Annotated in this window: 23 protein-coding genes; 17 read left to right on the forward strand and 6 right to left on the reverse strand. The window is 51.1% G+C overall.

The features are described 5' to 3' along the window. Positions 1-29 precede the first annotated feature (29 nt). Positions 30-1,448: a SusD/RagB family nutrient-binding outer membrane lipoprotein gene (locus ACYVK4_RS25415; RefSeq protein WP_461130384.1), complete on the reverse strand. Its 1,419-nt coding sequence runs from the start codon at positions 1,446-1,448 to the stop codon at positions 30-32. Between the two features lie 24 nt (positions 1,449-1,472). After that, entirely contained in the window at positions 1,473-4,592 is a 3,120-nt protein-coding gene (locus tag ACYVK4_RS25420) for a SusC/RagA family TonB-linked outer membrane protein (RefSeq protein WP_461130385.1), read from the reverse strand. A gap of 289 nt (positions 4,593-4,881) precedes the next feature. Here ACYVK4_RS25420 and ACYVK4_RS25425 point away from each other — a divergent pair, with 289 nt between their 5' ends. The 7 genes from ACYVK4_RS25425 to ACYVK4_RS25455 all read left to right on the forward strand — a co-directional run bounded on the left by ACYVK4_RS25425 (position 4,882) and on the right by ACYVK4_RS25455 (position 8,999). Then, complete coding sequence (locus ACYVK4_RS25425) at positions 4,882-5,886, forward strand: bile acid:sodium symporter family protein (protein WP_461130386.1); 1,005 nt, start codon at positions 4,882-4,884, stop codon at positions 5,884-5,886. A gap of 122 nt (positions 5,887-6,008) precedes the next feature. Beyond that, positions 6,009-6,473: a DUF6932 family protein gene (locus ACYVK4_RS25430; RefSeq protein WP_461130387.1), complete on the forward strand. Its 465-nt coding sequence runs from the start codon at positions 6,009-6,011 to the stop codon at positions 6,471-6,473. Between the two features lies 1 nt (position 6,474). Further along, positions 6,475-6,693: a hypothetical protein gene (locus ACYVK4_RS25435; RefSeq protein ID WP_461130388.1), complete on the forward strand. Its 219-nt coding sequence runs from the start codon at positions 6,475-6,477 to the stop codon at positions 6,691-6,693. Between the two features lie 85 nt (positions 6,694-6,778). Next, positions 6,779-7,228 (forward strand): MarR family winged helix-turn-helix transcriptional regulator, encoded by a 450-nt coding sequence (locus ACYVK4_RS25440; protein WP_461130389.1) that lies wholly within the window; start codon positions 6,779-6,781, stop codon positions 7,226-7,228. 53 nt (positions 7,229-7,281) lie between these two features. Further along, complete coding sequence (locus ACYVK4_RS25445; protein ID WP_461130390.1) at positions 7,282-7,749, forward strand: DinB family protein; 468 nt, start codon at positions 7,282-7,284, stop codon at positions 7,747-7,749. Positions 7,750-7,781: 32 nt separating this feature from the next. Beyond that, complete coding sequence (locus ACYVK4_RS25450; protein ID WP_461130391.1) at positions 7,782-8,312, forward strand: DUF4442 domain-containing protein; 531 nt, start codon at positions 7,782-7,784, stop codon at positions 8,310-8,312. A 6-nt stretch (positions 8,313-8,318) separates the two neighbouring features. Next, entirely contained in the window at positions 8,319-8,999 is a 681-nt protein-coding gene (locus tag ACYVK4_RS25455; protein WP_461130392.1) for an alpha/beta hydrolase, read from the forward strand. Between the two features lie 66 nt (positions 9,000-9,065). Here ACYVK4_RS25455 and ACYVK4_RS25460 read toward each other — a convergent pair whose 3' ends face one another. After that, positions 9,066-9,884: an SDR family oxidoreductase gene (locus ACYVK4_RS25460; RefSeq protein WP_461130393.1), complete on the reverse strand. Its 819-nt coding sequence runs from the start codon at positions 9,882-9,884 to the stop codon at positions 9,066-9,068. A gap of 366 nt (positions 9,885-10,250) precedes the next feature. After that, the gene (locus ACYVK4_RS25465; protein WP_461130394.1) at positions 10,251-11,003 is read right to left on the reverse strand and encodes an SDR family NAD(P)-dependent oxidoreductase; all 753 of its coding nucleotides are present in this window, start codon (positions 11,001-11,003) and stop codon (positions 10,251-10,253) included. Between the two features lie 314 nt (positions 11,004-11,317). On the opposite strand from ACYVK4_RS25465, the gene ACYVK4_RS25470 reads away from it, so the two are divergent. From ACYVK4_RS25470 to ACYVK4_RS25515, 10 genes are all read left to right on the forward strand, one after another. Further along, a complete protein-coding gene (locus tag ACYVK4_RS25470) occupies positions 11,318-12,307 on the forward strand; it encodes a glycosyltransferase family 2 protein (protein ID WP_461130395.1) in 990 nt (329 codons plus the stop codon). 135 nt (positions 12,308-12,442) lie between these two features. Continuing rightward, positions 12,443-13,609 (forward strand): 3-dehydroquinate synthase, encoded by a 1,167-nt coding sequence (locus ACYVK4_RS25475; protein WP_461130396.1) that lies wholly within the window; start codon positions 12,443-12,445, stop codon positions 13,607-13,609. Next, the gene (eboE, locus tag ACYVK4_RS25480) at positions 13,606-14,832 is read left to right on the forward strand and encodes a metabolite traffic protein EboE (protein ID WP_461130397.1); all 1,227 of its coding nucleotides are present in this window, start codon (positions 13,606-13,608) and stop codon (positions 14,830-14,832) included. Before ACYVK4_RS25475 ends, eboE begins: the two co-directional genes overlap by 4 nt. A gap of 42 nt (positions 14,833-14,874) precedes the next feature. Then, positions 14,875-16,263 (forward strand): alkaline phosphatase family protein, encoded by a 1,389-nt coding sequence (locus tag ACYVK4_RS25485; protein ID WP_461130398.1) that lies wholly within the window; start codon positions 14,875-14,877, stop codon positions 16,261-16,263. Positions 16,264-16,302: 39 nt separating this feature from the next. After that, positions 16,303-16,857, forward strand: coding sequence for a hypothetical protein (locus ACYVK4_RS25490; RefSeq protein ID WP_461130399.1), 555 nt, complete (start codon positions 16,303-16,305; stop codon positions 16,855-16,857). A gap of 190 nt (positions 16,858-17,047) precedes the next feature. Further along, a complete protein-coding gene (locus ACYVK4_RS25495; RefSeq protein ID WP_461130400.1) occupies positions 17,048-18,136 on the forward strand; it encodes a hypothetical protein in 1,089 nt (362 codons plus the stop codon). Positions 18,137-18,283: 147 nt separating this feature from the next. After that, positions 18,284-18,796 (forward strand): hypothetical protein, encoded by a 513-nt coding sequence (locus tag ACYVK4_RS25500; RefSeq protein ID WP_461130401.1) that lies wholly within the window; start codon positions 18,284-18,286, stop codon positions 18,794-18,796. 436 nt (positions 18,797-19,232) lie between these two features. Continuing rightward, positions 19,233-19,502, forward strand: a complete 270-nt coding sequence (locus ACYVK4_RS25505) for a hypothetical protein (protein WP_461130402.1) — start codon at positions 19,233-19,235, stop codon at positions 19,500-19,502. A gap of 302 nt (positions 19,503-19,804) precedes the next feature. Further along, the gene (locus ACYVK4_RS25510) at positions 19,805-21,898 is read left to right on the forward strand and encodes a PAS domain-containing sensor histidine kinase (RefSeq protein ID WP_461130403.1); all 2,094 of its coding nucleotides are present in this window, start codon (positions 19,805-19,807) and stop codon (positions 21,896-21,898) included. A gap of 81 nt (positions 21,899-21,979) precedes the next feature. After that, positions 21,980-22,414 carry a response regulator gene (locus ACYVK4_RS25515; RefSeq protein ID WP_461130404.1) on the forward strand — a complete coding sequence of 145 codons (435 nt, stop codon included), beginning with the start codon at positions 21,980-21,982 and terminating at the stop codon, positions 22,412-22,414. Between the two features lie 28 nt (positions 22,415-22,442). On the opposite strand, the gene ACYVK4_RS25520 is transcribed toward ACYVK4_RS25515, so the two are convergent. Together ACYVK4_RS25520 and ACYVK4_RS25525 are read right to left on the reverse strand one after the other, a co-directional pair. Further along, on the reverse strand, positions 22,443-22,976 hold the full coding sequence (locus tag ACYVK4_RS25520; protein WP_461130405.1) for a hypothetical protein: 534 nt from the start codon (positions 22,974-22,976) through the stop codon (positions 22,443-22,445). Positions 22,977-23,352: 376 nt separating this feature from the next. After that, positions 23,353-23,880, reverse strand: a complete 528-nt coding sequence (locus ACYVK4_RS25525; protein ID WP_461130406.1) for a CopD family protein — start codon at positions 23,878-23,880, stop codon at positions 23,353-23,355. Positions 23,881-23,947: the final 67 nt, after the last annotated feature.

Genomic DNA, 23,947 nt, shown 5'->3' on the forward strand with positions numbered 1-23,947 from the left:
CGTCGGCCCGACGCTCGGTACGAAAACGACTACTTATCCCACCACAACGGTTCCGATAACGCGACATCGGCGGGTACGTTTTTCCCGTTTTTTGTCGTTTCGCCGTTGGGGTAGGCTACCCGGCGGATGTATGTCGGCAGGGCGGCATTAACCGGCAACTTGAATCCTTTGTACTGATAATTGTACCGACGGGCATCGTTCCAGGCTTCGGGATTCAGGTAAGTCGCCACGTATTTCTCCTTAAAGATGAGATCACGGGTGAGGGCATTAGCTCCCACGCTGACCACTGGATTCGTGATGTACGCATCCTGGGCTGCGGCTGCTACGCCGAGCTTGTCCATGTTGGCCCGAATACCGGCGAGATAAGCCGTATAGGCGCGGGCCTTGTCGCCAGTTGCCAGAGCCGCTTCGGCCTCCACAAACTTCATCTCTGCAAACGTCACAATCAGCAACGGCGAGGCATCGCCGGTAAGGGGCGAATTGAGCGAAATGTACGACTCATCTTTCGTGGTGTTGTTGCCGCCTACATTGCCTTGCCCATTTACCGTGCCTTTGTAATCATTATTGACGGTTTTATCGGTGATCTTCTCGATGCGCGGATCGAAAACGCCGTAAGTCGTACCATTCAGTTGGTTTACCAGTTGCGTCGACAGCCAGCCATCAAGAACCAGTGCGGCATTGTTACGCGCCACCTGCGCCCAGGGATTTCGCAGCAGGAACGACGTCATCTGTGCATCATCGGCATTGGACGTGTACGATTTTGACGTTGCCTCCAGAACATCGGCGGGTTTATAGGCGCTTGTTTTGGAGACTTTGTTCAGCATGCGGGCCTTGAGGGCGTAGGCCGTTTTCGTCCAGGCGACCGTGCTCCCTTTATGAATCAGGTCGTTAGCGGCACTTAGCTTCACCTTTGAATCGGTTTTGGCCAGCTCCGTAATGGCCTCATTCAGTAGATTCAGGGCCGTAGTGTACAGGGTTTCGGCGGTGTCGTATGTCGGCGTCAGGGTCGTTCCGGTAAAGGCATCGGAGAAAGGCGCACTGCCAAAGGTATCGGCAATCAGCGTGAGGTGGTACGACAGCATGACATCGGCCACCCCCACATACTCAGATGCCCCCTGTTCCTGGGCTTTTCGCTTCATGTCGTACAGGTCGGCCATGCCGAAATAAACGGCATCCCAGGCGCTGGTATAATCCGTGATCTGGTACGTATCCGTCGACCCGCCAGCGCCCGGACTCGCCAGATACTGCACAAAGTACGACGTAATATTCCCCACCCGCTGCGAGTTGAGGGCTGTTTTCTGGGTCGTTGTCGAGAGAAACGCACTCAGTGGCGGATTGTCGATCAGCGTCGGATTCTGATTCAGTTCAAAATAATCCTTGCATCCGCCAAGGCCCCAGATCAGGAGCAGAGCCAGCAGCGAACGCATATAGTTCGGGAAGAATTTCATAGTAGCTTGAAAAGAAAATGATACTTAAAAACCGACATTGAGCGTGAACAGGAAACTCCTCACAGCGGGATAGGTGAAGCCGGTGAAGCCATCGACGTTACTGCCGCTGTTGGTCGAACTGGTTTCGGGATCGTAGCCCGTGAACTTGGTCCACAGCCACACATTATTGCCCGTAACACCCAGGCGGGCGCTTTTCACGAACGATTTCTTGAGCAAGGTGGTGGGCAGAGTATACGACAATCCCACCGATCGAAGCCGTACCCAGGAGCCATCTTCAATGAAGTTTTCTGATACGCCCCGGTGCACGTTTCGATAGAAACCGTTGCCATAATCGACGCCATCCGGCCCCTTGCCCTGGCCCAGCCAAACGGCTTTGGTATTGGGTGTACCATCGGCCAGAACACCTTCAAACACTTTCGTATCGTTACGATCTTCGGTGTATTTGGCGATGCCAAAGGCCGAGAAGAAGTTGCTCAACTGGTTGTAACGATCCTGCCCAACGCGGGCATCGAACAGAGCAGTAAGCGAGAAATCGCCATAGCGCAGGGTGTTAGTGATGCCGCCAATCCATTTGGGCTGCGAATTACCCAGCAGTTTCTGCGCCGTATTGACAACCGGAAAACCATTAGCCCCAATGACAACCGGACGACTCCGGTCGAGTTCGACCGTTTCCTCCGTTGGGTTGGCGTAATACCGCCTGTAACTCCGCCCGTACAGGTTTCCGTACGCATAGCCCGGCACCAGTTTCATCGTGACCGTCGAACTGGAATAACCGAACTGCGAGGCATAGTTAATTTCGGTCAATCCCTCGCGAATACTCAGGATTTTGTTGCGGTTGGCCGAGAAGTTCAGGTTTACATCCCAGTTGAATTTCCCCGTTCGGACGGGGTTCGCCCGCAGTATCAGCTCGATACCCCGGTTGCGCATGGAGCCGGAATTGATGGCCGCATTCACGTAGCCCGTCGACGAGGTTACATCGACGCGAATGATCTGGTCCTTGCTGATGGAGTTGTAATACGTAAAATCCAGCCCAAAGCGGTTGTTGAGGAAATTCATTTCCAGACCGCCTTCAAAGGTATCGGTAAACTCCGGGCGAAGGCCTGGGTCGCCGAGCAGTGCCCCCCGAGTAAAGCCTGTTGTGCCGGAGGGGAGTTGCGTATAGGATGAATAACCCGAAACGGTCGAGTACGGCGCGGCATCTTTACCAATCTTGGCGTATGATGCCCGCAGCTTACCCAGGCTGATGAATTGAGGGAGTTGAAACTGCTGCGAAAACAGATACCCAAGGCTCACCGAGGGGTAAAAGAATGAATTATTGGGAGCCATAAGCGAAGACGTTATGTCATTCCGGCCCGTCAGGGTCAGAAACAGGTAATCTTTATAGTCCATGGTCAATTCGCCGAAAATACCCATCAGTCGGTAGTCTTCAGCGCTTTGCGTAGGAACGATCGTTTTGGCATTCCGCAGATCGAAGTAATTATAGACGGTCAGTTCCGTCCCCTCGGCCCCGAATCCACGAATCCGGCGGTCGTATAGGTCGTGACCCACGCGCAGCGTCGCGTTAATATCCGAACCAAATTTGGTGTTGGCACTAGCCGCAAACGTGGAGGTGATGGCGCGGAAGTTCGTATTATACTGGTATACGAACCCGAGACCATTATCCTCATAAATGCGCTCGTTGGCAATGCCCGATGGGCCGGGCGCTGTTCGTTTTCGGTCTTCGGAATAGGTGTCCAGACCGGCGCGGTAATTCAGCGTCAGCCACGACAAAGGGTTGTAGGTGAAGTTCAGACCACCCACCAACCGGTTCACATTATCGCGCAGTTTGTTGGTCATGGCTCCGTAAATGGGGTTGCCATTCCCGTACGTCTTGTACGAACCATCGGCATTGAGGTAATCCCGAACATCGTAGCGGGGCGACCAGTAGCTGAGGCTTTCGTTATACCGATCAGCATTGTAGCGGTCGCCACCTGAGTTGATAAAATTCAGGTTGGCGCTGGTGCTGAACTTGTCGCTGAATTTCACATTGGTATTCAGACGAACCGACAGTTTGTTGTAATTGGTGAACGGGATAACGCCATCCTGCGTCACATGCCCAATGGACGACAGGTAGGTGATCTTGTCATTACCCCCCGAGAAAGACAGGTTATTCTGAAACTGCTTGCCCGTGTAAAAAGCGTCGCGGAAGTGGTTGTACAGCTTCTGCGGGTGCGTCGGGTCGATTTTGATAGCCTCCGCTACGGTTGGCCCCCAGGAAGGAAAGAAGTCCTGTGGATTGTAGATGCCTGAATAGCCAATGGTGTATTTGTCCTGTACTTCGGGGTATTTGTTCACATTCTCGAACCCATATGTCCCGCTGTAATTGGCCCGCAACGCTCCGGCCTTACCGGATTTGGTGGTGATAACGACCACGCCATTGGCCCCGCGCAACCCATACAAAGCCGTTGCCGCTCCTCCTTTCAGGATGTTGATGGTTTCCACATCGTCGGGGTTGATGTCTGCGGCCCGGTTCGATAAACCCCGAAGCTCCGCCCCCGAATTACTCGTTCCCGTCGAGGTACTGTTGTCAAAGAGCACACCGTCGACAACGAACAGCGGCTGGTTATCGCGGGTGGCGTCGATGGAGTTGATGCCACGGATCAGAATCCGCGCCCCCTGCCCCGGTGCTCCGCCGGTGCTCGAAATAGTTACCCCGGCCACTTTACCCTGCAGGGCATTGACCAGATTGGTCTGTCGGTTCTGCACAATCTGCTCGGCATTGACGCTTTGTGCCGCGTAGCCAAGTGCTTTCTTATCACGGCTGATGCCCAGGGCCGTCACCACCACTTCGTTGAGCATTTTGTTGTCTGTCTTCAGCGCAATGCTGATGCTGGTCCGGCTCCCTACGGCGACCTCCTGACTTTCGTAGCCGATGTAGCTGAATACCAGGATTGAATTTCCGGGCGTGGCCCGAATGGTATATTGTCCATTTTCGTTAGTCAGGGTTCCGACCGTAGTGCCCTTTACAGACACGTTTACCCCCGGCAGCGCGGTGCCCTCCCCATCGGCTGTAACCGTACCACTTACCTCGATCTGCTGCGCCATCACGATCGACGAACAGAGCAGCAGGGCCATTACCAACCACCTGCGTATTAGTTTTTCCATAGTTGAGTATGTATTAAAAGCGTATTAAAAAAGTTAAAGGACAAAGTTATCATTTACTTAAAATTTTGCAAAGCCCACATTAAAGCAAATTTTATTCGCCTAAAATTCATTTAAGTTACTTAAGGCAACAGCATCTTACGATCTGTGAGTAGACAGAATGTTGTCATTAAATGGGCACCTTCCCGGTTTTCTGTATAAGTGTTAGAAATGGGTAATTTTAGCCCGGCACTTGCTTTTTAGCTGTACACATGTTCTTTGCGTCATTCTCCGTCTTACGCCTTTTTAGAAAATGAAAGCTGAAACCAATGACCGCTCGTCATACAGCAATTTGATTTATACCGCCCTGATTATTGTCGCTGTAACGACAGCTTTAATCTTTCCGGGCCCTTTCACCAGTGTTGGCGATTTTCCGCTAAAAAAACTGATTGTCCCCCTCCTCCAGATCATCATGCTGGGCATGGGAACCACGATGTCGATCAAGGATTTTGAAGGGGTCATCAAGCAGCCCAAAGCGGTGTTCATCGGCGTAACCTGCCATTTTCTGATCATGCCCCTGCTGGGTTACACACTGGCCAATGTGTTCAGTTTCCCCCCCGAAATAGCGGCTGGTGTCGTGCTCATTGGCTGTTCGCCGAGCGGGCTGGCCTCCAACGTTATGTGCTTCATTGCCAAGGCCAACGTGCCGCTATCCATCACGGTAACGACCCTGTCGACGCTGCTGGCTCCGTTTCTGATGCCCGCACTGATGACCCTGCTGGCGGGTCAATTCATTGAGATTTCGTTCTGGAAAATGATGATCGAGATTATGCAGATCGTTATTCTGCCCGTAATCGTTGGTCTGGCGTTAAATCGAATTTTTCACAAGTCGGCGGTTGTGCTCAACCGCGTTATGCCGCTTATTTCGATGGGTGGCATTGTTCTGATCGTGGCTATCATTACGGCCGCCGGCCGCGATAGTCTGCTGACGGTGGGCTGGACACTGGCCCTGTGCGTATTGATCCACAACCTGACGGGCTTTACGCTGGGCTACTGGAGTGCCCGCCTATTCGGTATGGACGAGCAGAGTTCCCGCACCGTAGCCATTGAGGTAGGCTTGCAGAACGGCGGTCTGGCATCGGGCATTGCCGTTCAGATGGGCAAAGTAGCTACGGTGGGCCTTGCCCCCGCCCTCTTCGGCCCCATTATGAACACGACCGGTTCGCTGCTGGCTACCTACTGGAGCCAGAACCCACCCAAAGATGTGGCGCTTGATGAAACCGCGCGTGTTCAGTCGGTATCGTCGCATGATGTTTAAGGATTGATCTTAGAACCGTGCCACGGGTCTTACAGACGGGACTGGGCGTATGATCTGGACATTGAGCACACAGAATCGTTATTATAGGGCACTAAACTATACGTTCACTATTTACTTCTTTTGTGCTTAAACTATCAGAAGATGGCTTTTTACCACCAGGTCGCCATCGTTGTAACATAGATGACTTTTTTGCATTGTTTGTACAGAATAATACCCATCGACAGCAACTATTTCAGGCGTGGAAGTCATATAATGAACGCCTATTGGTAAATCTGGGATTGGGTAATATCAAGCTAGTTCAATGGATAGACGGCAGTTTTGTAACCAATAAATTAACTCCTAACGACATCGATTTTGTCACGTTTATTCCGTATGATTTGTATGAGCCTAACGAAGATGGACTAATTGAGTTCTATAGTACAGTATCCTTGCATAATAATGGTTTAGATGCCTATATCTGTCCAATTTATCCAGCCGAACACCCTGACTACCAATTTACTCGACATTACCGAACGATATGGAACAAACGATTTAAAAAGAATAAAGACACGATTGGTGAGAAAGGTTTTTTGGAATTAATATTGTAGTATGGTACGTTCAAAGACAAAAGAAGAACAAATCAACGACGTGTTGGAATTGCTGGCCGACACGAATCGTATGCTCAAAAAACTGTCGCCGGAAACGAATCGGCTTGTGTATTTGCAAGAGCAGCAATTAAAAGGACAGTATCAGCAACAACTGATGGCTCTACTGGATGAATATCCCGTTGCTTTAGTTGTGTCTCCCCGAAAACGACCTTCACTATAAAGCAACTATCGTTGGCCTGTTTGAAAACAGGCTTTTTTATAGGCCCAAAAGTTGCATATACAACTCTCTCAAATATATTTACCCCATGAATCCCGAGCAACGTCCTAAACCCGCTGATTCCCCGGATAGCTACTGCATTGCCGGTCGGCTACGGATGCTGGCGCGGGTGGTGACGGGGCGTTACAATGACGCCTTTACTTCGGAAGGCGTCACGTTTGCTCAGGCAGGATTGCTGATGCATATTTTTGGTCAGCCCGGCATACGGCAGGCCGAGTTATCGAAGCGATTACAGATCGAGAAATCGGCGATGAGCCGGGATGTCCAGCTCCTGCAAAAAAACGGCTGGCTGACGGATAACCTACGCAACGGGCTTTTCCTGACCGAAGAGGGTCGCCTGCTGGCCAAACGATGTCATAAAATCTGGAAAGCGCTCAACGAACAGGTGCGTAGCGATCTGGGTACCGACGCAGTTGATGGACTGACGGTTTTTTCTGAACATGCATTGACCAGACTTTTACCCAATCAACAACCTTAATACCGCATCGGTAGCCCTTCATTTAGTTCACCCACTACACTATTGCAATGCCCATGACCACCCAATTCCTTGCACAACTCTGGCAATTCAACCAGGCTGCCGCTTCTGGACCCGTTCGTAAACTGACTCCCGATAATTTCCGCCATCGACTCACACCCGAAACGGCGTCGGCCGGGTTTATGGCCCTGCATACCGCCGAGGTCATGCACCGGTTTGCTTTTATGCTCTTTGGCCGGGAAGTAACCATCCCCTTACAAGCCGTGGGCGGTGTTTCGGACGACGGACGGGTACTCGATCTAACAGCCGTTCTGCAATTGTACGACGATAGCTTCGCGATGATTGCCGAACAGATTCAGCAAACGAGCGATGAGCAGTGGGCAGAAATGGTCCCATCTCCTTTTGGCGAGGTCTCACGCATGCAACTGCTTACCTTTCTCATGCACCATAACTCCTACCATGCCGGGCAAATAGCCCAGGCCACCAAAAAAGGACAGCCGTTGGTTACCGCCGAGCCAGTGTAAAATTCAGGAATTCCTCTGCTTACTCATCCGATATGAAACCTGTCTTCCTTCAAACCAGCCGGACCGAGTCGTTCAAAACGTGGCGATTTCGTCAGATTATGAACTGGTACCCGATGTATTTCGGAACGGGCGGAAAAATTCTGTTCTGGTCGAGCGATTCGCGGGAGGTTCATCTGCGCCTACGCCGAAACCTGTGGACCTACAATTACGTTGGCACCATCTTCGGCGGCAGTATGTTCGCAGCGGCCGATCCGTTTTACATGCTCATGTTATTACGGATTTTAGGAAAGCAGTATGTGGTCTGGGATAAAACGGGCAGCATCCGGTTTCGGAAACCCGGTCGACAGACGCTCTACGCTCGTTTCGACATTAGCGATGAACAACTCGACACCATCCGGCAGGCGGTAGCGACCCATGGGCAAACGGAGCAGCGATTTACATTGGACTGGGTGGATGCGGATGGCGTTGTTCACGCCCAGATCGAACGACTTTGTTACATTGCCGATAAACAGCATTACGAACAGCGGAAGAACGACCGCCAACAACCACGATTTCAGCGGTAAACCACCATGCTTCAGGAACACCACTTACTCGTCCGGCGTACAGCCCGTTATTACACTGTAGGGAAGCTTACGGAACAAACTAAAAACATCTGGTTCTGTCTGCACGGATTTGGGCAGCTGGCACAGTACTTTGGTCGTAAGTTTAGCCATTTAGACAACGGCGAAACCCTGATTGTCGTACCTGAAGGGCTCTCCCGAATGTATCTGGATACCAGTTATCAGCGGATCGGTGCGTCGTGGATGAGCCGCGAAGACAGCCATCATGAAATCAGCGATTATGTGCAATACCTAAACGCGCTATACGACCTGCTCATGGACGGCCGCAAACCTCATAAAGCCGGTTTGCACACCACCCTGTTCGGTTTTTCGCAGGGAGCTGCCACCGCCTGCCGCTGGCTGAACAACGGGCACGTCCACGCCGATCGGCTCATTCTATGGGCGGGTTACTTCCCGCACGGGCTTACTGACCTGATCGACGCCCCAAAATTCCGCGCCACCGAAATGCACTATGTATATGGTCGGCAGGACGAATACATCCGGGAGCTGGCGGACATTGACGGCTACCTCGACCGCCTGAAAACCGATGCACCAACACTGCAAATCACTGCCTTTGACGGTACACACCGCGTGGAGCCGGAAGTATTGAAAGCGTTGGTGAGTTTACCGAATAGAGACGCTGATTTTTGAGAAGCAGACTGGCATGACTGGCCTCCGTTAACCGTTATCGGGGGCCAGCCATTTGATCGTCGGCATTTACTCCCCCAGCCCAAATCGCTGGTTAATCATCGCAAAGAAATCTTCGTTGCTCATGCTCTTCCAGGCGCCGTAGGTGGCTTGTGCATCCTGCCCGGCTACATAGCGGATCTGATCCGAATCATCGGTGGCGGCCTGGTAGATGACGCCGGCAATTTGTTCGGCGGTTGAATAATTGGCCGAATTCTTGCCGAATGTCGCAAATACTTTCTCCAGACTGGCATCGTATACACTTGCGCCATCCATCGTTCGTTTCAACGAGCGGGTGGCAAAATCGGTAATGACACCGCCCGGCGCCACAATTTTAACCCGAATGCCAAAGGGCCGCAGTTCATAGTTCAGCGATTCCGACAGGCCATCCAGCCCAAACTTGGTGGCATGGTAGATGGAATTGAACGGCAAACCGACTAACCCGCCAATAGAGGTCACATTGATGATGGTGCCACCGCCAGCGTCCCGAAAATTGGGCAACAACGCCTTTATGGTCCTCATTACACCAAACAGGTTGGTATTGAACTGGTCCATAATCTTCTCTTCAGAGGCCGTTTCCAGCGGGCCAGCCAGACCATATCCGGCGTTGTTGAGCAACACATCAACCTGCTGCCAGTCGGCCAGTGCCTGGGCTACGGCTTGCTGAACGCTTTCCGGCTGCGTCACATCAAGAGCATATACTTTAATGGACGGGTATTTCTGAAGTTCTGTTTCGTTTTGCGGGTTACGCATGGTTGCGGCCACATTCCAGCCGTTATCAGCGAACAGAATAGCGGCTGCCCGCCCGATACCCGACGATGCGCCTGTGATAAAGATTGTCTTTGCCATGTAGTTGAGAACCTGATTTAAACAGACAAGTTTTTTGACAGAGAACCTGTTTAAACTTTTTATTTTATCAAAAAGGGTGGCATGAGGCTGTAGTACCGACCGGGACGGTCGGTACTACAGCCTCAAAGCCACTATTCATTCAACCTATTTTAGATTCGGGATCGTAGGATTAACAGAATGGCTAGTGCTTTACCAAAATAGAAGTTAGAATAAACGTTGGCGGCTTTGTCTGGGCCAAGCTCTGGCTTGGCCTTAGCTTTCAGTTAGCCAACGGCCAAGCCAGAGCTTGGCCCAGACAAAGCCGATCCAAAGGTTAAAGAATTAAATTGGAAGAGCACTAGTAGCCAGCAAATCCTCTCAATTGTTTTACTTCCGATGAATGGTCGTAGCGGCTGCCTGCGCCGATGCCAGGATGGTCATATCGGCAATGGTGACGTTGGCCGGGGCCGTTACAGCGTAAACGATCGTATCGGCAATATCATCGGCGGTAAGGGGGGCAAATCCTTCGTATACTTTAGCCGCCCGTTCGGTATCGCCTTTGAAACGCACAACCGAAAACTCGGTTTCAACCGCACCCGGCGCAATATTGGTGACTTTAATACCGTGCTGGGTCAGGTCCAGCCGCATACCTGTGCTGATGGCTTCCACAGCCGCTTTGCTGGCGCAGTAAACAGCCCCATTGGCATACGTTTGCTTACCCGCTATTGAACTCAGGTTGACAATATGACCACGCTGGCGTTCGACCATACCTGGCGTGACGGCCTTCGATACATACAGCAGCCCCTGCACGTTGCCGTCGATCATCAGATCCCAGTCGGCAACATCCCCATCCTGAATCGGCGACATACCAAAGGCGTTACCGGCATTGTTCACCAGAATATCAATGGCTTTCCACTCGTCAGGCAGACTATTGATGGCGTCACTGACTTCGGTCCAGTCGCGCACATCGAAGCGCAGGGTTGTTACAGCGGTCTGGGTGCCGAGCTGCTCTTCCAGCTCCGTCAGGCGTTCCTGCCGACGGCCGCAAAGGATAAGCCGGTATTCAAGGTCGGCAAACGCTTTAGCCGTGGCGCGACCAATGCCAGAGGTTGCTCCGGTAATGAGGGCAATACGAGACATACGAAAATGATCTATTAATGAAGCTACAAAGATAAACGAGCATTGATAGGTAAGCTCCCTTTTTCTCCACCCAATAGCAACCGCCAGGATGGGTTACATATCGGAGTACACAAAGTCATTACTTTATATACTTAGAAATAAAAAAATAATCTTAAAAAATCAGCTGGTCACTTTTGGTTAGGTTTTTGCAACGAACTGATCATATTCTGGTCCACACGAAATTGGCTGCTGACGGTGCCTTCGAACCGAAAAGGGGGCTTTTTGATGAACCATTTTTGACCTCTTAAGATCCAAGAACACACTCTATTTACGTTATGCTACCGGAGTTTTCAGTTGTCATTCCAACCTGTCAACAACCAGCTTTGCTGCTCAAATGTCTTGATGCTCTGGGCCGTCAACGGCTATCTCATGACCAGTTTGAAATTATTGTTGTTGATGAAGGTAACTCGTCTGAGACTGAAACGGCAGTTGCCCTTTTTGCCAGACAGATCGCCCGCGACAGCATGCCAATCGAGGTGCGCTACCTGCCTCAACCCACACGCCAGGGAACGGCTGCAGCCCGGAATCTGGGGTGGAAAGCGGCTCGTGGGCGGTTCATCGCCTTTACGGACGACGACTGTTTACCGGAGCCCGCCTGGCTTTCAGCGGCTCTTACCTGCTTTCAGCGGGGCGCCCAGGTATTGAGCGGCCAGCTACGCGTGCTTTTGCCCGATCAGCCAACCCCCCTCGACCGAACAGCTACCTTTCTTAAACGCGCCGAGTTTATGGCGTCCAACTGCTTTTGCCGGAAAACAATGCTCGAACGGGTTGGCGGCTTTGAAGAAGCGTTCGATACCGACTGGCGGGAAGACAGCGATCTTCAGTTCAAATTTCTTCAGTCGGGTATTCCGATCAGCAAATGCCCCGAAGCCGTCGTAGTGTATCCAATCCGGTCGTGCCCCTGGTATGGGCTGTTGCAGGACGAACGGAATAATTGTTACGATGCGCTGCTGTTCAAACGGCACCCCAGCCTGTTCAGAGAACGTATTCCGGTGTACCGGTGGCAAATTTTCTGCTACTATGTCTCCGTACTGAGCCTGGCACTGGGGCTGTTCAGCGTGTGGAATGGGCAGGCCAATCTGGCTATTATGGGCCTGAGTATCTGGGCGGTTTTGCTGGTAGACCTGATTATGCACCGCTTGCCTAGTGCTCCCCTTACCTGGATGATTCTCAAGCAGGTTATACTAACAGCCATCGCTACGCCATTTTTGTCTGTTTACTGGCGACTCTATGGAGCGGTGAAGTACCGGGTACTTTACTGGTAATGAAACGCTTACTAAATCGCGTCAGACACGGCAGCCTTTTTTCCCGTGTATAGATGACACAATAAGGAACCATTAATGATTTGGTTGTATTTTTGAGGGATAAGGAGAGTATTACTCCATTCTCCTTATCCTTGCATGGATCACTTGAATCAAACTTTTAGCGTTCGGTTTACATACACTGTTTATTTCACCGAGCGGCTTTTCGATACGACTAATTCACTGCTAACCGATTTTTTCTCCCGGCAAGCTTCGACCGGAACCAGAAAAAAAGTGCTGTTTATTGTCGATTCAGGCGTTGTCGATACGCACCCTGACTTGCTGGATAACCTGAAGGCGTATTTCGCTCAGCATACAGATTTAATTGATTTCGTGCCAGACAGCCTGGTTATTCCGGGGGGCGAGCTGGCCAAGAATGATCCCGATCTGGTGGAGAAGATCGTTGATGCGGTAGACAAGTTCGGCATCGACCGTCATTCGTATATCGCAGCCATTGGGGGCGGATCGGTCCTTGATCTGGTCGGCTATGCTGCGGGCATTTCACACCGGGGCATTCGCCACATCCGCATCCCGACCACCGTACTTTCGCAAAACGATTCGGGGGTGGGTGTCAAAAATGGGGTCAACTACCGGGGAAAGAAAAACTTCCTCGGCACCTTCGTTCCGCCCGTTGCCGTATTCAACGACAGTCAATTTCTGACAACCCTCGACGACCGCGACTGGCGGGCCGGTATTTCCGAAGCCATTAAAGTAGCGCTCATTAAAGACAAAGCCTTTTTTGAGTGGATCGAGAGCCATGCCGAGCAATTGGCCGCCCGCGACATGGACACCATGCAATACCTCATTCACCGCTGCGCCGATATGCACCTCCAGCACATTGCCGGTGGGGATCCGTTTGAGATGGGCTCCTCACGACCGCTCGACTTTGGTCATTGGAGCGCTCACAAACTGGAGCAGCTTACCGATTTTGAACTCCGTCATGGCGAAGCCGTAGCCATTGGCATTGCGCTGGACAGCCTGTACTCGAAACAACTGGGCTGGCTCACCGAAACCGACACCAACCGCATTTTAAATACCCTGCGCACCCTCGGCTTCACCCTCTACCAGCCAATGCTGGATGCCGACAATAGCGCTGGCTTATTGAAAGGACTTGCTGAGTTTCGGGAACACCTCGGTGGCCAATTGACCATCATGCTCCTGAAAAATCTGGGCGAGGGCGTGGAAGTTCATGAAATGGATGCCGACCACATCCGGGAGGCCATTGCGACCTTAAAGAAACAGGAACAACAGGCTCAACTGGTATGAAACTGAACGTCGTTGGCCATCTGGGCTATTGCACGAATATTCACCCCGGCGAAACCTGGACGGATCACTTCGCCGTTTTGCAGAATGTTATTCCGGATGTGAAACAACGGCTCTCGCCCGACGGCCCGTTCGGGCTGGGCCTGCGCCTGTCGAATCTGGCCAGCGAAGAACTGGAGATTCCCGAAAACCTGATTGCCTTTCAGCACTGGCTGGCCAGCAACGATTGCTATGTATTTACCATGAATGGCTTTCCATTCGGTGGGTTTCACGATACGGTAGTAAAAGATCAGGTGCACGCACCCGACTGGACAACCGAAGCGCGGGTTGAATACACCAAACGACTGTTCCGCATTCTGTCGGTTTTATTACCGGTCGATGAACTGGGGAACCCTATTCCGGGGGGCGTTTCGACATCACCCCTCTCCTACCGCCACTGGTTTGAGTGGGAACAGCCAGCTGCCCGCGACTATATTCTTTCGCAGACAACCCAGAACGTTCTCGAAGTTGTTGCCGACCTGATCCGGTTACGGCGCCAGACCGACCGCCTGATGCACCTCGACCTGGAACCCGAACCCGATGGCGTCATTGAAACGTCTGACGAGTTTATCAGCTGGTTTACGGACTATCTGCTCCCCATGGGCATTGAGCAGCTAACCACCGAATTTAACCTGACCGACGAGCAGGCTGAAGCGGCCATCTGCGAACATGTTCGGCTGTGTTACGACGTTTGCCACTTTGCCGTGGGCTACGAACGACCCGCCGAGGTGCTGGACAAACTCAAAGATTTTGGCCTGCGTGTCGGCAAAATACAGATCAGTGCGGCTTTGAAAGCCGAATTCCCCGACCAACCTGATGAACGGGAGGCTGTCCGGCAGGCATTTGCAACTTTCAACGAACCCACCTATCTGCACCAGGTGGTGGCTCGAACCAAGTCGGGCGAGTTGCTGCGGTTCCGGGATTTGCCCGATGCGCTGGCCGCGTTCGACGAGACCCATGCCGAGTGGCGGGCCCATTTTCACGTACCCCTTTTCATAAAGGATTATGGCGTTTTGCAGTCCACTCAGGATGATATAACGGAGGTATTGAACCTCCTGTCCACCCGTGCGTTCACCAACCAGCTTGAGGTAGAAACGTACACCTGGGATGTGCTGCCGGCACCGTTGAAATTTAACTTGATCGACTCGATTGAACGGGAAATAAAGTGGGTTCAACAAATTGCCTAAAGGCAAAAACGACGTTGCGCCCTTTTCGTTTAGATTCACTGTATGAAAAAAACCGTAGTCCTCGACGTTGTGGGCCTGTCGTATTCGCTCATTGGCGAACACACGCCTTTTCTGAAACAGTGGTTTGCCGGTAAGCACCAGGCCACCATCGACCCCATGCTGCCCGCCCTGACCACATCCGTGCAGTCGACTTATGTAACGGGTAAATGGCCGAACGAAACGGGTATCGTCGGCAACGGGTGGTACGACCGGACCGACTCCGAAGTGAAGTTCTGGAAGCAGTCCAACAAACTCGTAGCGGGCGAGAAGATCTGGGAGCGGGCAAAAAAAATTGACCCCAACTTCACAGTTTCCAAGATGTTCTGGTGGTACAACATGTACTCGTCGGCCGACTACTCGGCCACGCCCCGCCCGCAGTACCCCTCCGACGGCATGAAGCTGCCCGACTGCTATACCCAGCCCGGCGACCTTCGCGACCGGCTTCAGAAAGAACTGGGCACGTTTCCGTTGTTCCAGTTTTGGGGCCCGGCAACCACCATCAAAAGCAGCCGGTGGATTGCCGATGCCTCCATGCTGGTCGACAAATGGCATAACCCAACCCTGACGCTTATTTACCTGCCCCATCTGGACTACTGCCTGCAGAAGTTCGGTCAGGATTTTACGAAAATTGCCAACGACCTGCGCGAGATCGACGACGTATGCCGCGACTTGATCCAATACTACGAAAAGCAGGATGCTGAAGTCATCGTTCTGTCGGAGTACGGCATCACCAACGTGAGCAAGCCCATCCATATCAACCGCATTCTGCGCGATGCGGGCATGATCCGCTACCGGGAAGAGCGCGGTCTGGAAATGTTCGATGCGGGTGCCTCGCCCGCCTTCGCCACCCCCGACCACCAGATTGCGCATGTGTATATCAATGATCCATCGGTTTTTGACAAGGTGCGTGCGCTGCTGGAGAAAACACCGGGTATCGAACTGGTATTGGATAAAGAACAGCAGAAGAAATACCACATCGACCACGAACGCTCCGGCGATCTGGTTGTCGTAGCCGATGCGGATAGCTGGTTCACGTATTATTACTGGCTCGACGATGCCAAAGCACCCGATTACGCCCGTCTGGTGGCCATTCACCAGAAACCCGGCTACGATCCCGTCGAGATGTTCATGGACCAGACCAACCCGCTTATCAAACTGAAAGCCGGGTATAAACTCGGTCGGAAACTGTTGGGCTTCCGGTATTTGATGAACGTGATTTCACTGGATGCCACCCTCGTGAAAGGCTCTCACGGACGCGTGGGCACCGCCCGGGAACATCACCCTGTTTTTGTAAGCAGCCAGTCTGTGGGTCAGACCCTTTCGGCTACGGCAGTGTACGACAAAATATGGGAAGCAATGACCGCCGAAGTCGTTGAAAAACAGATGCGGTAAGTTGTTGGTTAATTAGTCGAAAGGACGTAATTTACCTCTATGAAAGCCCTCGTCGCCCTCCTTCTGTTGGCCACGGCCTGTACGTCGAACCGGCCGGCTACGGTAAATGCCCCGGCAGACGGGGCCGAATACTACCTGCCGAATCAGCCCGCAACGGCGGTGCTGCCCCGGCTCTACCCCGATCCACAGGGTGGGCTTGGTCACTCGCAGGACCCCGACATCCGGGTTACGGACATCCGCCTGACGGCCAGTTACACGGTGTTGTACATGACCTTTGGCAAGGATAAAAATGGCCGCGACAACAACTATTTCGGCACCAGCAGCATATCCTTCAACCCAAAAGCGGTGCTGGCCTCGGCTGATGGAAAACGTACCTACGCTCTGATCAAGACAGAAGGCATTCCTGTGTCGCCGGAAACCCGCGATATTAAGAATGACGAAGTGGTACCCTTCATCCTCTATTTCGAACGGCTGGACAAGGGCGTTGAGTCCTTTGATCTGTTCGAGTGTAAGAGCGACAACCAGAATTCCTGCTTCAACGTAGCGGGCATGAACGTCCAGAATCCGCTCAGTTCGGAAGCGAAACAGAACTAATTATTGCCGGCAAACCGGCTGTAGGATAAAATAATAGTCGAAAGCGGGTCAGCATGCGTTATTAAGACATGCTGACCCGCTTTTTTGCATCTGTATCCATTCATTTCCTGTTTCACCAGCCTGTCAGGTCGCTTACCCGTTCAGGTCGGCAGGGTTAACAACCTGATCCGTCAACAACTTTTCTTTCCAAATGAAAAACACCCTTACTCGATTAAATGCTCTTTTGGGCATCGTATTTATTACCTGGCTGAGTAGCGGCTGCAACCGCACCGAGCAGGACACAACAACTCCTCAGTCTACGTGTCGCCTTCAGCAATATACCGTAACCACCAACTCGAACGGGTTCAACTCCACCAAACAAACCAGCTACGAATTCGATCCGCAGGGAAATCTGACCAAAACGACCACGGCCTTTAATCAGCAACCTACCAACGGCACCTACGGAACCCAGAACAGCACAACAACCAGCACCTACCGCTACGATACCAATGGCTTCCTGACAACGTCCGGTTCCGAGCAGCAGACAACCAGCCTGAGCTTCGATAATAAAACCACGACCGAACGGGTCTCCATCACGACCAGCTACGCGTATGCCAATGGGCGACTGACGACAGTGGTCACCAAAAACGTGGGTGCCCAGGGCGTAACGACGACCACAACCGAGGCCTACTCGTACGACGGATCGGGTGATCTGACCCGGAAAACCTCGCAGAGCACTTTTGCCTATGATCCGGCTACAGGAAAGGAAAACCCTGTCAATTCAACGGGTCCCTTACGCATCTGGACGTATCAGAAAAATCAACTGACCGACTACGTCGAACGATCCGGCACAACCGACTCTCGACCCGTTACGATCCAGAACGGGCTGGTAACCACCTTTACGTCTGCCGGGAATCATAAAACGATCTGGGCGTATGACAGCCAGCAGCGGCAAACGAAAATAAGTGATTACCTGGGCGATACCCTGACCAGAACAACCAGCCAGACCTGGAGTACGGCGAAACCCGCAACGGCTGCGCTCAGCATTTTCAAAGGTTTTCCGGTACCTGTTCCGGCCAGTGAGTACGGCCAGCCGGGCGTGATGGCCTCCTCCAGTTACTCGTATGTTAACACGACGAATAACAAACTGGAAACATTCACCAACCAGACCTCGGTGATACAGACCAACAGCCAGGGATTTGTGACGAGTATAGCCACTACGGTCAGCCACCCGAACCCGGCATCGGCCTCGCAGGATTATACCGTGGCGGAAACGTACACCTACTCCGGTTGCCCCTAACAACTGATTACCGGGATTAACTGCCCGGCAGACCCTGCGTTAGAAACGTACGTAAATCAATGAATCATCTTTTTTCTATTCATATATACACCGAAGTGGGCAATCAGTCGTTAGAAAGCAGAGTTACATTTTAGTTTTTGTTTGCTTATGCCTCTTTTTGCTTCCTTAAAACGTCACTACCGCACTCCTCTTTTTGTCTTCAGCAGCCTTTTTGTCAGCGTTTTAGCCATTGCTCAGGTCAATTTAAAATACCGACTCATCAACGGGTATTTATTGAGCACCACTGCAACGGTCAATAAAGGCAAACCAACACTTTTTGTATTCGAACAGGCAGAAACGTTCGAGCAGGTCTTCCAACCAAACACGAACACGGCAAGTCGTAAACGCGACGCCCCGAATTTCGAGAAAGAAATGGCCATTGGTATTGCGCTGCCACTTACCAAAACCCCGCCAAAACTATCCGTCAGTAAAGTATTTGTGCAGGATTCAACCCTAACGGTACGATATATACGTATGGCAGACACAACCCTTGCCAACGCACCATTGGCCGAAGCAACACAGCCTTTGCTGCTGATTTCCATTCCCAAACAAGCGGTCGTAAAAACTAAGCTTATCGAGAATGGCAAAGTGATACAAACCATCAAAAAACGGGATGACTGACTCGTACCGGACAGCAATAACCGGCCAGGTTTTTCATAAGCCACTTACAAACCATCGTGTGTAAGTGGCTTATTTACGTTGTAGGTACCCGTGCGAACCTATCGTTAGGTACGCCTAAATTAGTTCTCAACAATGGGTTAGTTTACGGTTTAACTGCCTGATTACCTATCGGCTTTGGTCCTTAACCTAAACCAGCCGGAAACGTTTATCTGGGCAACTCTACCAAAAAACGTGTAAAAAGTACAGTTCATCGAAGTATTTTTCACAGCACACGTTTATTAATGAGTTTTGTATCACAAAAGGACCGGCAGATATGATACTTTACTACACTGTCATCCTATCAGTAGTTAGTTAAGACAACGTAGTGAAGCTATTCCACATTTGACATCTGTTTATATTCATGAATCCTGTCATTTCCACCTCCCGACGACCCCTTATGTCAACGACCACCATCTCCGCCAATCCAGAAGTAAACAGCCAAATACTGAATGACTTGTTAGAAACCACGAGCGAGCCGCGTATGCAGTGGATCTCGATGAGAATGAAACGCTCATCCAACTGGTTATCAACGAGTAAATACCTGGGTGTTGATGACGACAACTACCTGATGTATGGCCTGACACGAAGCGAGAGCGTTCTGTTTACGGTGGGTACCATTGTCGGACTAACCATTATAGGGACATTGGTTAACTGGCTATTTCTATAGTAATCGAATACCCTAATACGTTTCCACACCTCATTTACGGATCACCTATCTGGTCATGCCTTTATCCGGTTATTCAACTAACCGGGTAGAAGCATGACCAGCTTGTTTAGTTACCGCTACGTTTATACCTGGCATCTTTCGGCCCCGTGCTGAGCGGGCTTCACAAGGGTTGTCAAGGCACTTCTTACGCGGGTATCTTCCGAATTAACAGTCGATCAAATGTACCAACGCCAAAACCCAAGTATATACATTCCAGTTACCTTATCGTATCTATTATTTTTTCGTCAATGACCGGCGAGCAAATGTCATTTTATCAAGATAAGAACCTTAAGGAACGTTTAAATTCAGATGTAGCGTTGAAGGCAGCCGGGCTTGGTATCTGGGTGATCGATTCGACCGGCAGCCTGATCAGTTGGGACAAGCGATGTCAGGAATTATTCGGCCTTGCCCAAACCGATCAGCTTCCTTTTGAGCAGGCACTCAGGCGCATTCACGCCGATGATGTAGACCAGGTAGGCCACGCGATCCGTCAGGCCGTGGACCCTCAATCAGACGGCTCGCTTGATATTGCGTTTCGGACGGTCGACACCAGAAATGAGCTTCTTTACTGGGTTCGTTTTATTGGAAAGGCATCCGTCCATGACACCGATGAGTCCTGCTTGCTGTCGGGTGTTGCTCAGGACGTAACGGAAGACCGGCAGGCCCGCCAGCACATTAACGAGAGTGAGCAGCGTTTTCAAAGCCTGATTGAAAAGGCGCCCTTTGCGATCGGGCTTTACAAAACACGCTCGCTAATCATTGATATAGCCAACGAGGCTATGATTCGGGTATGGGGAAAAACTCCTGCTGTAATCGGGATGAAACTAACCGAGGCCTTACCCGAACTCGATGGCCAGCCGTTTATCCAGCTCCTGGAGCAGGTTTATGACACAAACGAGGCTTATCAGGTTTCCGAACAGCAGGTTGACCTGGTGGTCAATGGTCGTCTGCAAAGCTTTTGGTTTGCCTTTACCTACCAGCCTCTGACCGATGCCAAAGGGCAGGTATATGCCATTCTCAACATGGCCGTTGATGTAACCGAACGGGTTATGGTCAATCAGAAATTAGCCGCTACGGAAGCCAGTCTTCGAGACGCGATTGAACTGGCCGAACTGGCGACCTGGCATCTGGATATAGAAACAAATACATTTCATTATTCGCCCCGGTTTATGAACTGGCTTGGCTTCGCCGAGTCATCCAAAGGACTGGACGACGCCTATAATCCGCTGCCTGTCGAATACCGGCAATCCGTTGCCAACGCTCTGGAAAAGGTTATCAAACCCGGCTCATCAGGCCGCTACGAGAATGAGCACCCGATCATTAACCGACTCACGGGACAGGTGCGCGTCATTCAGGCGCAGGCTCAGGTTATTTACAACAGCGCGGGAAAACCAGTTTTGCTGAATGGAATAGCGCATGATGTTACGGAGCAGCGCCGAATTCGATTAGCCCTGGAGCAACAGGTTCGCGAACGTACGGAAGAGCTGGAAATCTCGAACGAAGAGCTGGCCGCTACCATTGAGGAACTGGCAGCCACCAATGAAGAGCTGGCGGCCACTAATGAAGAACTGACCGAGGCCAACGAGGGACTGGCCGAATCCAACCAGCACCTGACGCGTTCGAACCAAAATCTGGAGCAATTTGCCTATATCGCTTCGCACGACTTGCAGGAGCCCCTGCGCAAGATCCAGCAATTTAGTGATTTATTAAAAACACGGTATGCTTCGTCGGCAGGGGATGAATTCGTTTATCTGGAGCGCATGCAGGTTGCCGCCAGCCGCATGTCGCTCCTGATAAAAGACCTGTTAGCGTTCTCCCGCATTTCAACCAGCCCCGCGCCAGCCGCCCGGGTGTCGCTCGCGCAGGTCGTTGGCGAAGCTCTGGAGAATTTGTCCGTAGCCATCGACGAAACGAACGCAGTCATTCAGGTGGATGATTTGCCGGTCATGCAGGGCGACGCATCGCAGCTGGGCCAGTTATTTCAAAACCTTTTCTCGAACGCATTGAAATTTCGGCGACAGGATGTCTCTCCCCAAATTAAGGTAACTGCCACGACCGTTTTTGCTACTGAAGTACCCCCTTTCATCAAGCCAGCCAGGCAGTCGACGGCCTATCATCTGATTGAGGTGTCTGACAACGGAATTGGCTTCGACGAGAAATATGCCGACCGCATTTTTCAGGTTTTTCAGCGTCTGCATGGACGAAATGAATTTGCAGGCACTGGTGTTGGATTAGCCATCTGCCAGAAAGTAGTAACCAATCACGGGGGAGCCATTACCGCCATGAGCCAGCCGGGACATGGTGCCCGATTCAGCATTTACCTGCCCATTGGTACGGAGGTCAACGGGTTCAGCTAAGACAGCTTTCTTTGTTCTAAAGCCTGATTAGTCAGCCCCGTCATGAATGTATCGAATTCATTCTTGTACATTCGTCATTACATGCATAACAACGTCCAACGAATGACTGATTTTCCGGCTAAGGGTGTCTTTATTGCTGATGATGATGAAGACGATCGCATCCTGTTACAGTATGCTTTTGCACAGCACAGCCCGGAATGTCACCTGGTGTTTGCCGAAGATGGCGTAGCCCTACTGGAAACCCTGACGCTGGGTCATTTTGACCCATGTTTGATCATTCTGGATATGAACATGCCCCGGTTAAACGGCATGGAAGCCTTGCAGCTCTTACGTCGCAATCCTGCCTTCCTCCATAAACCGATCGTTATCCTGACCACCTCCAATGACCCCGCCGATCGGCAGCTGGCGTTTACGTTGGGGGCCAATGAGTTTCTGACAAAGCCGCTGAGCCTGGTGCTGCTGGAGCAAATGGTCATGCACCTCCGGAGCGAGTGGCGCCTGGACAAATGCATTTGACCTGATGACTCATTCACCCTGTCCTCTACTAGTCTTCGTCACTCTGAGGCATTTGACCTAACTGATCAACAATCAGTTGCTGTTTGAACTGGACGACAGCCAGATGGTGGTGATACTGCAGCAAAGCCATTTCGTTCTTCTTGATTAAATCAGACCGGCAAGGCTCGACAAAAACGGTATCCATTACTTGCTGATTCTGTTCCTTAATCGTTTTAATGGCCAGTTCAAGCTCAGCAATTCGGTTTTCATAATGCTTTTTCTGCTGTCTGGTCAAACCGAGCATGTGCTGATTCAACACAGGTTGAACATGAACAGACGTGCTCAATAGTTGCTGCCACTCCTGCTCTAATTTGTAAATAGCCTCTGACGAAAACGTACCATCAAACGCTTCGACGGGTAACGCAGTACGTTGATCATTTTCGACAATCTCGATCTTGACCAATTGACTTCCCCGTGCAACCACCGAATTCAACACATCGTATATGGTTTCAAGGTTGGTAAACCACCAGGAAAAATTTCGAAACTGAGCCTGAGTATCAATCGCAGAGAAAATTAGATGCATCTGAATCAAATGTTACGGATATGACACAATAATTGGCCTTTGTTTCCAAATAGAAAATTTTATTTAGTTTTTGGTCATTAAACTTTTACGAATTGTATATAAAAGAGCTCACAATTAAGTAATTAGTCCAATAATCAATTAATATTTATACATATATAGAAACAATAATACATTTAGCTATTTTTTTCAGAAAGAAATTGGCGAGATGCCTGTCTGCTGGTCAGGAATCTTTCAGAAAGAGCACCCATAGCAGAACTACGACGGCGAAACGGACATCGTATTGGGCACGCTGGGTTTCCTTAGTCGAATAAAGATTAATCTGGTATGGAATGGCCATTGTTCTCCAATCGAGCTGGGAGATTAGAATAAAGAGAGACTAGCGTTCGCGTACCTTACGGTAAATACGGATGCCAGTCATGAGCAGGACAATGAGTGCCAATAGCCCCAACATGCCCCACAGCATACTCAAAGCATCTTTCAGAACGACCAGAAATACGATGCCGAATAGAAACAGCGTGGCCACCTCGTTCCAGACCCGTAACTGGTTGGATGTGTAGCGAAACTCCTTGCGTTGCTCCTGCTTAAAAATAATATGGCACAGACCGTGGTAAACATAAAGGCCCAGCACCAGCATCAGCTTATACACCAGCCAATCGGGCGTTGAGTTGTAATTGTACCACGTGTTCAGGCCCAGCAGCAGCGTAATGATGGCCGATGGCCACGTAATGCCGTACCACAACCGACGCTGCATGAGTAACAATTGATCCTGTAGCACACTACGGTCGGGCTCAGGCCTGGCTTCGGCTTCGGTCGCGTAGATCAGTAAGCGGGGGAAATAAAACAACCCGGCAAACCAGGTCACCACAAAAATGATGTGCAGGGCCTTACTATAGAAAAACAGCATACGTTACATCAATCAAACTTTGTTTCGTCCGGCAATATAGGCACGCCCAACTGGCTCACCAATTACC

The sequence above is a fragment of the Spirosoma aerophilum genome, assembly GCF_054782495.1.

Coding starts and splice junctions, on each gene's coding strand:
- ACYVK4_RS25415 (WP_461130384.1), bottom strand. CDS start 1,448: ATGAAATTCTTCCCGAACTATATGCGTTCGCTGCTGGCTCTGCTCCTG.
- ACYVK4_RS25420 (WP_461130385.1), bottom strand. CDS start 4,592: ATGGAAAAACTAATACGCAGGTGGTTGGTAATGGCCCTGCTGCTCTGT.
- ACYVK4_RS25425 (WP_461130386.1), top strand. CDS start 4,882: ATGAAAGCTGAAACCAATGACCGCTCGTCATACAGCAATTTGATTTAT.
- ACYVK4_RS25435 (WP_461130388.1), top strand. CDS start 6,475: ATGGTACGTTCAAAGACAAAAGAAGAACAAATCAACGACGTGTTGGAA.
- ACYVK4_RS25440 (WP_461130389.1), top strand. CDS start 6,779: ATGAATCCCGAGCAACGTCCTAAACCCGCTGATTCCCCGGATAGCTAC.
- ACYVK4_RS25445 (WP_461130390.1), top strand. CDS start 7,282: ATGACCACCCAATTCCTTGCACAACTCTGGCAATTCAACCAGGCTGCC.
- ACYVK4_RS25450 (WP_461130391.1), top strand. CDS start 7,782: ATGAAACCTGTCTTCCTTCAAACCAGCCGGACCGAGTCGTTCAAAACG.
- ACYVK4_RS25455 (WP_461130392.1), top strand. CDS start 8,319: ATGCTTCAGGAACACCACTTACTCGTCCGGCGTACAGCCCGTTATTAC.
- ACYVK4_RS25460 (WP_461130393.1), bottom strand. CDS start 9,884: ATGGCAAAGACAATCTTTATCACAGGCGCATCGTCGGGTATCGGGCGG.
- ACYVK4_RS25465 (WP_461130394.1), bottom strand. CDS start 11,003: ATGTCTCGTATTGCCCTCATTACCGGAGCAACCTCTGGCATTGGTCGC.
- ACYVK4_RS25470 (WP_461130395.1), top strand. CDS start 11,318: ATGCTACCGGAGTTTTCAGTTGTCATTCCAACCTGTCAACAACCAGCT.
- ACYVK4_RS25475 (WP_461130396.1), top strand. CDS start 12,443: ATGGATCACTTGAATCAAACTTTTAGCGTTCGGTTTACATACACTGTT.
- eboE (WP_461130397.1), top strand. CDS start 13,606: ATGAAACTGAACGTCGTTGGCCATCTGGGCTATTGCACGAATATTCAC.
- ACYVK4_RS25485 (WP_461130398.1), top strand. CDS start 14,875: ATGAAAAAAACCGTAGTCCTCGACGTTGTGGGCCTGTCGTATTCGCTC.
- ACYVK4_RS25490 (WP_461130399.1), top strand. CDS start 16,303: ATGAAAGCCCTCGTCGCCCTCCTTCTGTTGGCCACGGCCTGTACGTCG.
- ACYVK4_RS25495 (WP_461130400.1), top strand. CDS start 17,048: ATGAAAAACACCCTTACTCGATTAAATGCTCTTTTGGGCATCGTATTT.
- ACYVK4_RS25500 (WP_461130401.1), top strand. CDS start 18,284: ATGCCTCTTTTTGCTTCCTTAAAACGTCACTACCGCACTCCTCTTTTT.
- ACYVK4_RS25505 (WP_461130402.1), top strand. CDS start 19,233: ATGTCAACGACCACCATCTCCGCCAATCCAGAAGTAAACAGCCAAATA.
- ACYVK4_RS25510 (WP_461130403.1), top strand. CDS start 19,805: ATGTCATTTTATCAAGATAAGAACCTTAAGGAACGTTTAAATTCAGAT.
- ACYVK4_RS25515 (WP_461130404.1), top strand. CDS start 21,980: ATGCATAACAACGTCCAACGAATGACTGATTTTCCGGCTAAGGGTGTC.
- ACYVK4_RS25520 (WP_461130405.1), bottom strand. CDS start 22,976: ATGCATCTAATTTTCTCTGCGATTGATACTCAGGCTCAGTTTCGAAAT.
- ACYVK4_RS25525 (WP_461130406.1), bottom strand. CDS start 23,880: ATGCTGTTTTTCTATAGTAAGGCCCTGCACATCATTTTTGTGGTGACC.